General features: G+C 68.8%; 11 protein-coding genes and 1 pseudogene. 10 read left to right on the top strand and 2 right to left on the bottom strand.

Translation table 11 applies throughout. The features are described 5' to 3' along the window. Positions 1-322: pseudogene (locus VIM54_RS08095) on the bottom strand (hypothetical protein); the annotation flags it as partial. Positions 323-549: 227 nt separating this feature from the next. Between VIM54_RS08095 and VIM54_RS08100 the strand changes: the two are divergent. The 10 genes from VIM54_RS08100 (at position 550) to VIM54_RS08145 (ending at position 10,960) form a co-directional block, all read left to right on the top strand. Further along, positions 550-1,974 (top strand): FAD-binding oxidoreductase, encoded by a 1,425-nt coding sequence (locus tag VIM54_RS08100; protein ID WP_331900371.1) that lies wholly within the window; start codon positions 550-552, stop codon positions 1,972-1,974. A gap of 155 nt (positions 1,975-2,129) precedes the next feature. Beyond that, a complete protein-coding gene (locus VIM54_RS08105) occupies positions 2,130-3,671 on the top strand; it encodes a phospholipase C (protein ID WP_414673197.1) in 1,542 nt (513 codons plus the stop codon). A 97-nt stretch (positions 3,672-3,768) separates the two neighbouring features. Continuing rightward, positions 3,769-4,350 (top strand): hypothetical protein, encoded by a 582-nt coding sequence (locus VIM54_RS08110; RefSeq protein ID WP_331900374.1) that lies wholly within the window; start codon positions 3,769-3,771, stop codon positions 4,348-4,350. Continuing rightward, positions 4,347-4,733, top strand: coding sequence for a cupin domain-containing protein (locus tag VIM54_RS08115; RefSeq protein ID WP_331900375.1), 387 nt, complete (start codon positions 4,347-4,349; stop codon positions 4,731-4,733). The genes VIM54_RS08110 and VIM54_RS08115 overlap by 4 nt, the downstream gene beginning before the upstream one ends. Positions 4,734-4,743: 10 nt before the next feature. Further along, positions 4,744-5,229 (top strand): ribose-5-phosphate isomerase, encoded by a 486-nt coding sequence (locus VIM54_RS08120; RefSeq protein ID WP_331900426.1) that lies wholly within the window; start codon positions 4,744-4,746, stop codon positions 5,227-5,229. 2 nt (positions 5,230-5,231) lie between these two features. Next, entirely contained in the window at positions 5,232-6,218 is a 987-nt protein-coding gene (locus tag VIM54_RS08125; protein WP_331900377.1) for an Fpg/Nei family DNA glycosylase, read from the top strand. Next, complete coding sequence (locus tag VIM54_RS08130) at positions 6,215-6,829, top strand: FMN-binding negative transcriptional regulator (protein WP_331900379.1); 615 nt, start codon at positions 6,215-6,217, stop codon at positions 6,827-6,829. The genes VIM54_RS08125 and VIM54_RS08130 overlap by 4 nt, the downstream gene beginning before the upstream one ends. Continuing rightward, complete coding sequence (locus VIM54_RS08135; RefSeq protein ID WP_331900381.1) at positions 6,826-8,292, top strand: amidohydrolase; 1,467 nt, start codon at positions 6,826-6,828, stop codon at positions 8,290-8,292. The genes VIM54_RS08130 and VIM54_RS08135 overlap by 4 nt, the downstream gene beginning before the upstream one ends. 609 nt (positions 8,293-8,901) lie before the next feature. After that, positions 8,902-10,245: a sensor histidine kinase gene (locus VIM54_RS08140; protein ID WP_331900382.1), complete on the top strand. Its 1,344-nt coding sequence runs from the start codon at positions 8,902-8,904 to the stop codon at positions 10,243-10,245. A 46-nt stretch (positions 10,246-10,291) separates the two neighbouring features. Further along, complete coding sequence (locus VIM54_RS08145; protein ID WP_331900427.1) at positions 10,292-10,960, top strand: response regulator transcription factor; 669 nt, start codon at positions 10,292-10,294, stop codon at positions 10,958-10,960. Between the two features lie 27 nt (positions 10,961-10,987). On the opposite strand, the gene VIM54_RS08150 is transcribed toward VIM54_RS08145, so the two are convergent. Beyond that, entirely contained in the window at positions 10,988-11,155 is a 168-nt protein-coding gene (locus VIM54_RS08150) for a DUF2510 domain-containing protein (protein WP_331900384.1), read from the bottom strand. Positions 11,156-11,255 lie beyond the last annotated feature (100 nt).

Below are 11,255 nucleotides of genomic sequence, written 5' to 3' on the forward strand. Positions count from 1 at the left end.
GATCCCTCGCCGCGGCGACCGCGGGGTCGCCGGATATGGCGAGAAGCTCGTCGCAGCGGAGGATTCCGGCGGCGAGCGCGCGCTGGCGGCCCTCGCTCGCGATCGGCAGGGCAACGCTCGCGGCTCGCGCGGCGACGAGAAGTCCGATGTGCGGATCCGTGCCGTTCAGGCCGATCACCGAGGGGATGAGGGTGACGAGTTCGCCGCGTGCGGCATCCGAGCTGCAGTCATTCACCATCCTCGCGAGCGAGGCCAGCGAGGGAGGGGTGCAGGCCGGATGGTCGCTCCACTTTTCGCCGGCAAGCCAGGACGCGTACTCCATGAAGCACGCGCCACTCTTGGGGCTTCGATGTTTGCCTCGTGACAGCACGGGCATGAGTTCGGGTGAAACGTTCCTTGATCGCGACATTTGAGGTGCCTCCTGCCACTCTCGCAACTGGTAAATCAAGTGTGCGCCTCGAAACGCGCCAAAACCAGACCCTGTATGGCCGGATGCGGCGGTCGGCTCCATATTCGACCGGCTCGGTGTGCGCTCAGTATGGTTGGCCCATGGCCAGCATGGTGTTCGAACGTTCTCTTCCCGACCCCCGCATCGTCGCGGCCTCGCTCGACGGCTCGAGGCTCGCCCCGTTCTGGCTCGACGACCTCGGCACGCCGGCATCCTTCCCCCGTCACACCGGCACCGCGAGCGTCGATCTCGCGATCGTGGGGGCCGGGTATACGGGCCTGTGGACGGCGCTGCAGGCGAAGGAGCGGGATCCCTCCCTCCGGGTGATCGTGCTCGAGGGCAAGACGGTGGGCTGGGCGGCATCCGGACGCAACGGCGGCTTCTGCGAGGCGACCCTCACCCACGGTGAGGCAAACGGGCAGAACCGGTTCGCCGACGAGCTGGAACAGCTCGACCGGCTCGGCGCCGAGAACCTCGATCAGATCGAGGCCACCGTCGTGCGCCTCGGTCTCGACTGCCAGTTCGAACGCACGGGATCTCTCGCCGTGGCCGTGGAGGACTACCAGGTCGCCGAGCTCCGGGACGCGCACGACGGCGTGAACGAGGTCTTCTTCGACGCCGACCAGATTCGCGGCCAGGTGAATTCGCCCACCTACCTCGGCGGCCTCTGGAGTAAGCGCGACACGGCGATGGTGCACCCGGCGAGGCTCGCCGCCGAGCTCGCCAGAGCGTGCGTCGAGGCGGGCGTTCAGATCGTGGAGCACTCCCCGGTGCGCGCCATGGACAGCGAGCTGCCGAACGGCCCGGTCACGCTCACCGTCGACGGCGGCTTCGTGCGCGCCGACCGGGTTGCCCTTGCCACCAACGCGTTCCCCTCGCTGCTCAAGCGGTACCGGCTGCACACGGTTCCCGTGTACGACCACGTGCTCATGACGGAGCCACTCAGCGACTCGCAGCTCGCGTCGATCGGCTGGCAGGGCAGGCAGGGCGTGGCCGACCTCGCCAACCAGTTCCACTACTACCGGCTGACCGCCGACAACCGCATCCTGTGGGGCGGGTACGACGCCGTGTACCACTACGGCGGCCGCATCCGGAGCGAGTACGAGGATCGTCCGCAGACCTTTCGCACCCTCGCGAGCCACTTCTTCACGACCTTCCCGCAGCTCGAGGGCGTGCGGTTCAGCCACCGCTGGGCGGGCGTCATCGACACGAGCAGCCGGTTCTGCGCGTTCTACGGGCTCGCCCGTCAGGGCCGCGTCGCCTACGCCGCCGGGTTCACCGGTCTCGGGGTGGCGGCGACCCGGTTCGCGGCGAACGTCATGCTCGACCACCTCTCCGGCGAGCACACCGAGCGAACCCAACTGCGCATGGTGCGCGAGATTCCGCTTCCCTTCCCTCCCGAGCCGGCGACTTATGCGGCGGTGCAGGCAACCCGTTGGGCCCTCGACCGGGCAGATCACAATGCCGGCAAGCGCAACGCGCTTCTGAAGACCCTGGATGCCGTGGGCCTCGGCTTCGATTCGTAGGGGCGCACCCCGCTCGATCTCGTCGCGCCACCGAGAGTTCATCGAATCGTCGGCCATCGGCAACCAACTGGCATGGCCCCCCGAACAGGGGTGGAGCAGGATTGCCTGTGGCTCCGGGATGGGCCCGCCGCCACTCCATCGAGGGGACACTCATCGTGTTGAGAACTCGCACTATTGTCCGGACGGCGACCGCCATCCTGGCGGCGGCGCTCGCCGCGGCTGCCGCGGCCGCCATGCCGGCCATCGCATCATCCGGGCCGGCCGGCCCCGGCACGACGACGCCGATCAGTCACGTCGTCGTCATCTACCAGGAGAACGTCTCATTCGACCATTACTTCGCCACCTACCCGCAGGCCGCGAACACGGTGGGCGAGCCCAGGTTCGTCGCGACGAAGAACACGCCGAGCGTGAACGGACTGGGTGACGCTCTCCGCGCGCCGAACAACCCCAACTCCGTTCAGCCGTTCCGCCTGGCCCGCAGCCAGGCCGAGACCTGCGACCAGGATCACAGCTACACCGACGAGCAGAAGGCATTCGACTCCGGTCTCATGGACAAGTTCGTGGAGACGGTCGGTCGCGGCACCGCAGCGTGCACCGACTACGGCAAGGGCGCAGGGCTCGTGATGGGGTACTACGACGGCAATACCGTGACCGGCCTTTGGAACTACGCCCAGCACTTCGCCATGAGCGACAACTCGTACGGCACCACGTTCGGTCCGTCGACCCCCGGTGCGCTCAACCTCGTCTCCGGCCAGACGCACGGGTTCGCTACGACCTCGCCCGCCGTCACCGCCACCGGCGGCATCATCGGTGACCCGCAGCCTGCCGGCGACGCCTGCGACTCCCGCGACAGCACCACATCCACCGACAGCGCGAACACGAATATCGGCGACCTGCTCAACGCGAAGAAGGTGAGCTGGGGCTGGTTCCAGGGCGGATTCGCCAACTGCGCGGCGACGCACGCCAACGTCGCGGGCGTCACGAGCAAGGACTACATCCCGCATCACGAGCCGTTCCAGTACTACGCGAGCACGGCGAATCCCACCCACGCGCGACCGGCATCCGTCGCCGAGATCGGTCACGCCGGCGCGGCCAACCACCAGTATGACCTCGCCGACTTCTGGTCGGCCGTCGACGCCAACACCATGCCGGCCGTGAGCTTTCTCAAGGCGGCCGCCTACCAGGACGGTCATGCCGGCTACTCAACACCGCTCGACGAGCAGCAGTTCGTGGTGTCCACGATCAACCGACTGCAGAAGACCCAGGACTGGAAGAACACCGCGGTGATCATCGCCTACGACGACAGCGACGGCTGGTACGACCACCAGATGGGGCCGATCGTCAACCAGTCGAACGACCCGGCCGTGGATGCCGTCGCCGGCGGCGCCTCCTGTGGCACCGGAACGCCGCTTGGCGGATTCGCGGATCGCTGCGGGTACGGCCCCCGGCTCCCGCTGCTCGTCGTGTCGCCGTACGCCAAGACCAACTTCGTCGACCACAGCGTGACCGACCAGTCATCCATTCTTCGGTTCATCGAAGACAACTGGAAGACCGGCCGCGTCGGCAACGGCTCGTTCGACGCACGAGCGGGCGGCCTCGGCAACCTCTTCACCTTCACCGCGGACGACGGACGGCACAGCGTGGACCAATCGAAGCTCTACCTTGACCCGGCTACGGGTCAGCCAACCCGAGGCTGATCCCACCGCACGGCGGATCGGGCGGGCGCCGGGAGGCTCCCGCCCGATTTCGTGCCGGCCTTTCCGCGGTGTCGGCGGCCCGGGGTAGCCTGCGTTCATGAATCAACAGGATCTCTTTCTCATGTCAGACGCGGCGCTGCGTGACGTGATCGACATGATCGACCACGACCAGCTGTCCCAGCCCGCCCCCGCCGAGTGGTCGCGCAAACCGAATGCGACGCTGCGCGACATCATTGCCTACCACGCCTACGACGAGGCGTGGGTTTCGGATGTGCTGGCTGGCCGCACCGCGGAGGAGGTCGGCACCCGCCACGACGGGGACCTGCTGGGCGACGACCCGATCGCGAGCTACGACGACATCAACGATGCGGCAACGGAGGCCGTCTCCCGCGATCTCGACTACGACCGGATCGTTCACCTCAGCTACGGCGACTTCCCGCTCGGCGACTACCTCGTGCATACGAGCACCTACCGCGCCTTCCAGGCGTGGTCGATCGCCCACTCGCTCGGCCTCGACTTCTCCCTGCCCGAGCCTCTCGTCGACGGTCTCTGGGAGATCCTCGGGCCGCAGATCGGCGACTTCCGGGCGATGGGCGTGTTCCCGCCAGAGGTGCCGGTTCCCGCCGGGTCCGACCGCGAGGTGCAGCTGCTCGGCAAGGTCGGGTACTGGAAGCCGTGACGCTCGACGCGGGCTCCGCGGTCGCCGCACTCGCGCTCGACCTCGACCTCGAGGCGGTGGCAGACGACCAGGTTGTCGCCGGCGCGCCGACGACGGGCTCGGCGGCCCTCTGCACGCTCGGCGCGGTGGAGAGCGGCGCGGTGGAGAGCGGCGCGGTGGAGGTCAGCGCAGTGGAGATCGGCGTGTGGGAGATGACCCCCGGCTCGATGAGCGACGTGGAATCCGACGAGGTCTTCGTGGTGATCGCGGGGAGGGCGACCGTGCGTTTCGACCACGACGGCACCGTGCTGCACCTCGGTCCGGGAACGGTCGGACGGCTCGCCGCCGGACAGTGCACGGTGTGGACGGTCACCGAGACGATTCGCAAGGTCTACATCGCCTAAGTTGGTGAGCATGCGCCTCCACATCGCCACCGATCACGCCGGACTCGAATTCAGCACCGACCTGCAGGAGCACTTGCGCTCCGCCGGCCACGAAGTCGTGGACCACGGGCCGACCGTCGTCGATCCCCTCGACGACTACCCGAGCTTCTGCATCAATGCGGCGCGCGCGGTCGTCGCCGACCAGCGCTCCGGCATCGAGGCGCTCGGCGTGGTCTTCGGCGGGTCGGGCAACGGTGAGCAGATGGCCGCGAACAAGGTGCTCGGCGCCCGTGCGGCGCTGGTCTGGAACGTGTCGACCGCGTTGCTCGCGCGCCAGCACAACGACGCGAACCTCATCTCCATCGGCGCCCGCCAGCACACCGTCGACGAGGCCAAGCTCTTCATCGACACGTTCATCGCCGAACCGTTCTCCGGCGAGGAGCGTCACGTGCGCCGAATCGCGCAACTCGCCGAATACGAGGCGACGAGCCTCATCGCCGGCCACGAGATCGACTGACCGTGCCAGAAGGCCACTCCGTCCACCGCATCGCCCGCCAGTTCGCGCTGCACTTCGTCGGGCATCCGGTGCACGTTTCCTCGCCGCAGGGACGCTTCGTGGACGGTGCCGCGCGGCTCGACGGCCACACGATCGCCGAGGCCCGAGCCGTGGGAAAGCAGATGTTCCTCCGCTTCGACAATGACCTGTGGCTGCGCGTGCACCTGGGAATCTACGGCGCCTGGGACTTCGCGGGCGACATCACCGCCGACGCGACGGTCGCCGCGGCGAACGGTCGGATGGGTCAGACCAACCAGCGCGGAACGGTTGCCGACCGGGACGGCGCGAACGGTTCGGAGAGCTCCCTGTCGAGCATTGGCGCGCCCCGGCGCACCCGCCTGCGCATGGCGGAGCAGGAGAAGATCGGGGCGCCGATCGACGTCTTCCCGCCGGAGCCGATCGGCGCCGTGCGGGTGCGGTTGCTCACCGAGGATGCCGTCGCAGACCTGCGCGGCCCCACCGCGTGCGAGGTGCAGACGCCGGATCAGGTGGAGGCCACGATCGCGAAGCTCGGCCCAGACCCGCTCGAGGTCGACGCGGCGGAGGGCGAGGAGCGTTTCGTGAGCGTCGTGCGCCGGAAGCCGACTCCCATCGCCCTTCTGCTCATGGACCAGGGCGTCGTCAGTGGAATCGGCAACGTCTACCGGGCCGAACTGCTGTTCCGGGCGCGCCTCAACCCGCACACGCCGGGCAGGCTCGTGCCGGAGCAGACCCTGCGGGAGCTGTGGCGGGATTGGGCGCGGCTCCTCGCGACGGGCGTCGCGACGGGCCAGATGCTCACCATGGACGACCTCGATCCTGACGACTACCGCAAGGCGCTCGCCTCCCGCGACGACCGGCACTGGGTCTACCACCGCGCCGGACTGCCCTGCCGGGTCTGCGGCACCAACATCGTCATTGAGGAGCTCGGCGGTCGCAAGCTCTACTGGTGCCCGAAGGACCAGGCATGAGGCACACGCCGGCCTTCCTGCTCGAGGACGAGGCCGAGGTCAAGAGGCTCGTCCGGGAAAACCCGTGGGCCACGATCGTGTCGAGCACGGCGAACGGGATCGTCGCGTCCCACTACCCGGTCGTGCTCGAGGAGGACGCGGACGGCATCAGCATCGTGAGCCACGTCGGGCGACCGGACGAGCAGTTGCACGAGCTGGGACGACACGAGGTGCTCGTGATCATCCAGGGCCCGCACGGCTACATCTCGCCCGGCTGGTACGGGGCGGTGCCGGCCGTGCCCACCTGGAATCACGTCACCGCTCACCTCTACGGCATCCCCGAGATACTCTCCGACGAGGAGAACTATCGCGTGCTCGGCGACCTGGTGGACTTCTTCGAGAACCGGATGCCGCATCCGGCCCGGCTCGAACAGAACGAGGAATATGCCAGGCGGATCGTGCACGGCACGGCGGGTTTCCGCCTGCGTGTCACGCGCTTCGACGCCCGGCTCAAACTCAGCCAGAACAGGTCGCCCGAGATCGTCGAGACGATCATCGGCGAACTCGAGCACGGCGAGAACTACGCCCAGCCCGGTCTCGCGCGCGAGATGCGACGGGTGCACGGCGAATGAGCGTCGTGCTGCGCAACGCGCGGATTGTCGGCGCGGGCGGACCGCCGACCGACCTGCTCGTGTCTGACGGGTCGATTTCGGCGATCGGCGGCGAGTTGTCGGGTGACGAGTCTGTCGACCTCGGTGGCCGGTTCGTGATCCCGGGGCTGTGGGACAACCACGTTCATCTCACGCAGCATGCTCTCGCCCAGCGCCGGGTCGACGTCTCGACCACGACATCCGCCGCCGAGGCCGCCCGAGTGATGGGTGAGGCGTTTCGAGAGGCTCCGCCGGTGGCCGGGCTTCCCCTCGTGGGGTTCGGGTTCCGCGACGGGTTGTGGCCGGATACGCCGTCCGCCGCCCTGCTCGATTCGCACGTGGACGCGGTGCCGGTGGTGCTCGTGAGCGGTGACCTGCACTGCTGCTGGCTCAACTCGGCCGCTCTCGCCCGGTTCGGGTATGCCGGCCATTCGACCGGCATCCTCCGTGAGGACGACGCCTTTCCGGTGACGGCGGCGCTGCAGGACGTACCGGATGCCGTGCTCGACGCGTGGGTGAGCGAGGCCGCTCGGGCGGCCGCTGCCCGTGGTGTGGTGGGCGTGGTGGACTTCGAAATGGCGGACAACATCCCGATCTGGAGTCGTCGATTCGCCGCGGGCTTCGATTCGCTGCGAATCGCCGCGGGCGTCTACACCGAGCACCTCGGTGCGGCGATCGCCGCCGGACGGTTCACCGGCGAGGTGATCGAGGGCACCGGCGGCCTGCTCACGATGGGGCCGTTCAAGGTGCTCATCGACGGCTCGCTCAACACCCGCACGGCCTACTGCGCGCACAGCTACCCGGGCCTTGAGCTTTCCGATCGGGCGCACGGCATCCTGACGGTGCCGGGCGACGAGCTCACCGAACTGATGATCCGGGCGTCTGGCGCCGGGCTGCTTCCCGCCGTGCACGCTATCGGTGACGAAGCCAACCGGATCGCCCTCGACGCGTTCCAGACGGTCGGATGCCACGGCCGAATCGAGCACGCCCAGTTGCTGCTCGACGCGGACCTGCCGCGCTTCGCCGCCCTCGGAGTGGCGGCGAGCGTTCAGCCCGAACACGCCATGGACGACCGCGGTGTCGCCGACCGGTACTGGGCCGGACGCACCGGCCGGGCGTTCGCGCTGCGCAGCCTCCTCGATGCCGGGGCGAAGCTCCTGCTCGGGTCGGATGCCCCGGTCGCTCCGCTCGACCCCTGGGTGACTGTCGCGGCGGCGGTCGGGCGTTCGCGCGACGGGCTGGAGCCGTGGCATCCGGAGCAGGCGATTTCGGCGGCCGAGGCGCTCGTCGCGTCGACGAACGGCCGTTCGCGTGTGGCGGTGGGGGAGGCCGCGGACCTCGTGGTCGTGGACCTCGACCCCCTCGCCGCCGCCGCAGACGACCTCCGCCGCATGCCGGTCGCCGCGACGATGCTCGCCGGAACGTGGAGCTTCTCGGCCCTCTAGCTGCAGTGCCCGTGGCCGTCCGACTGACTCTGGTTGTGCAGGACGGGGTTGTGCAAGGCCCGTTGTGCAGGACGGGTTGTGCAGGACGGGGTTGTGCAAGGCCCGTTGTGCAGGACGGGTTGTGCAGGACGCGGCCCGAGGCATGAGTGCCCGCCGAAGTGACTCTGGTTGTGCAGGACAGTTGTGCAGGACGCGCCGTCCCGCACCCGTCGGGTTGGCTCGAGTTGTGCAGGACGCCCACATCGGTCTCGCGTCGATCTTCACCGCTGACCGGCGCAGGTGTCCTGCGCAACCTGTCCTGGCAGAACCTGTCCTGAAAAACTGGAGCGTGCAGGGCGTGCTTCCGTGAGACCCCCGGGAGTCCTGCATAACCCGTCCTGCATAACCTGTCCTGCATAACCCGTCCTGCACAACGGGCCCTGCGCAACGGAAAGCGCACGAGCAGGAGCGGGCCGCGCACGATCGGGAACGGGCGGCGGACCGGGGGTAAACCCCACCACGGATCCGTGAGCCAGCCGGGTGGGCCGGCCGGGACGCAATCGCGATGCTGGAGCCATGACAATCACCGACCCCACCCCAACGACCTCAGAGTCTGGCACTCTGGGTGCTGTGAGCACCCCGCCCCCGAAACGACCGGCCGCGTACTGGCGACTGTGGGCGAAAGTTCCCCGAGAGCTCGGATTCCTCATCCTGACCCTCCCCATCGCCGTGGTGGGATTCACCGTCTCCGTCGCCCTGTTGAGCGCGGGCGCCGGCACCCTCGTCACCTTCTTCATCGGCGCGTTCCTGCTGATCGGTGCGCTCTACGTCTCGCGCGGCTTCGGCATCCTCGAACTCGTGCGCCTCGAGTGGGCGGGCCGGCCGCGCATCGAGCGTCCGGAGTGGCAGGATGCCCGCGCACGCCAGGGCTTCTGGGGCTGGCTCCGATCGGTGCTCGGCAACGGACACTACTGGCTGTACCTGCTGCACACGCTCGTCATCAACTTCGCCATCTCCCTGATCACCTGGGTGATCACCGTGGTCTGGGTCTCGGTGGGCCTCGGCTCGCTCAGCTACGGACTCTGGTGGCGCACGTTGCCGACCAACCGCGGCGAATGGTACTTCGCCGACTGGTTGCTTGGACTCTTCGGCGCGTCGGCCCAGGGGGCGGCGCGGGACGCCCTCGAGGTGGTCTTCACGATTCTGCTGGGACTGGTGGTGATCGCGCTGCTGCCCTTCGTCACGCGCGGACTCGTGCTGCTGCATCACGCGATCGCCCGCGGGGTGCTCGGCGCATTTCGGTCCGATGCCCTGCAGCGCGAAGTGACCGCGCTCAGCGCGTCTCGCGGCGCGGCAGTCTCCGCCGAGGGCCACTCGCTGCGACGCCTCGAGCGGGACATCCACGACGGCCCGCAGCAGCGACTGGTGCGCCTGCAGATGGATCTCGCCGCAGCCGACCGGCAGCTCGACACCGACCCGCAGAAGGCCCGCGTCCTCATGGCGGAGGCGATGGTGCAGTCGCGGGAGGCTCTGGAAGAGCTGCGCGCCCTCTCGCGTGGCTTCGCCCCGCCGATCCTGCTCGACCGGGGGCTCATCGCCGCCCTCGAATCGCTCACCGTGCGCAGTCCCGTGCCGACAAGGCTTGTCAACGAATTGACGGTCGGTGTCGACCTTCCCCAGGAGATCGAGCGCAACGCCTATTTCGTGGCGAGCGAACTGCTCACCAACGTGGCCAAGCACGCGTCGGCGACCGATGTCGAGCTGCGGGTCGCGCTGCGCCGAGTGCCGGAGCCGGACTCGACCTGGCTCGACGTCACCGTCACCGACAACGGAACCGGCGGAGCGGCGGTCACGGACGGGCACGGCCTCGCCGGCCTGGACGAGCGTGCGCGCGGCCTCGGCGGCATCCTCTCCGTCTCGAGCCCCGTCGGCGGGCCAACTCGGGTGAGCGCGCACCTGCCCATCACCTACTGAGGCGAGGCCCGCCCGGGCGCCCGAGACTCGGTCGACCGGGCGGGCAATAGGGTGGTGTCGTGATCGATACCCCCCCCTGCGCGTTCTCGTCGCCGACGACTCGGTGCTGCTGCGCGAAGGGCTCGTGCGGGTTCTCGTGGAGGCGGGCCACGAGGTCGTCGGCGCCTTTCCGAACGCCGACCTGTTGCTCGAGCGCCTCGTAGACCTGGCGCCCGACCTCGTCGTGCTCGACGTGCGGATGCCGCCCACCTTTCGCGACGAGGGCGTGCGCGCCGCGATCCGGGCGAGGCAACTGCTGCCCGGGGTGGGAATCCTGTTGCTTTCGCAGTACGTGGAGGTGGCATACGCCCAGGACCTGCTGTCGTCGGGCACCGGCGGCATCGGCTACCTGCTGAAGGATCGGGTCGCGTCCCTCGACGAGTTGAAGGACGCGATCGAGCGCATCGCGTCGGGCGGCACCGTGCTCGACCCCGAGGTCGTTGCCCAGCTCATCGGTCGCCGGCACGACCCGCTCGAGAGGCTCACGCCGCGCGAGAGCGAGGTCATCACCCTCATGGCGGAGGGCCGCACGAACGCGGCGATCGCGGCCCAGCTGGTGATCGGCACCGGCGCCGTCGAGAAGAACGTCACATCGATCTTCCAGAAGCTGGGACTCGACGATTCGGGCAGCGACCATCGCCGGGTGCTCGCCGTGCTCGCCTGGCTGCAGCGCTAGCCGAGGCCGGCGCGAGCCGCCTGTCGATCAGCGAGCGTCGGCCGTCGCCCGATCCACGCTCGCGGCGATCTGCAGTTCCGGGCGCGGTTCCTCGACCTTGTTGGTCCAGCTCATGCCGTTCCACCAGCGCAGCTGGGGCAGGCCCAGCGGATCGCGGTACCAACCTGCGGGCACGGAAGTGTCGTTGAGTGACATGGTGAAAGCTCCTGGGGGTGGAGTCCTCTTCGGGGAGGGCCAAGCGGGTGAATGCAAAAACGGGTGAAGGCACAGCGGGTACGGGCAAAGCAGGTACGGG

It is taken from the genome of Lacisediminihabitans sp., assembly GCF_036569425.1.
In the GTDB taxonomy this organism is placed as follows: Bacteria; Actinomycetota; Actinomycetes; order Actinomycetales; family Microbacteriaceae; genus Lacisediminihabitans.

What these genes read in the sequence shown, in the direction of transcription:
- VIM54_RS08120 (WP_331900426.1), top strand. Translation starts at nt 4,744, where the DNA reads ATGCGCCTCCACATCGCCACCGATCACGCCGGACTCGAATTCAGCACC.
- VIM54_RS08130 (WP_331900379.1), top strand. Translation starts at nt 6,215, where the DNA reads ATGAGGCACACGCCGGCCTTCCTGCTCGAGGACGAGGCCGAGGTCAAG.
- VIM54_RS08150 (WP_331900384.1), bottom strand. Translation starts at nt 11,155, where the DNA reads ATGTCACTCAACGACACTTCCGTGCCCGCAGGTTGGTACCGCGATCCG.
- VIM54_RS08135 (WP_331900381.1), top strand. Translation starts at nt 6,826, where the DNA reads ATGAGCGTCGTGCTGCGCAACGCGCGGATTGTCGGCGCGGGCGGACCG.
- VIM54_RS08110 (WP_331900374.1), top strand. Translation starts at nt 3,769, where the DNA reads ATGAATCAACAGGATCTCTTTCTCATGTCAGACGCGGCGCTGCGTGAC.
- VIM54_RS08100 (WP_331900371.1), top strand. Translation starts at nt 550, where the DNA reads ATGGCCAGCATGGTGTTCGAACGTTCTCTTCCCGACCCCCGCATCGTC.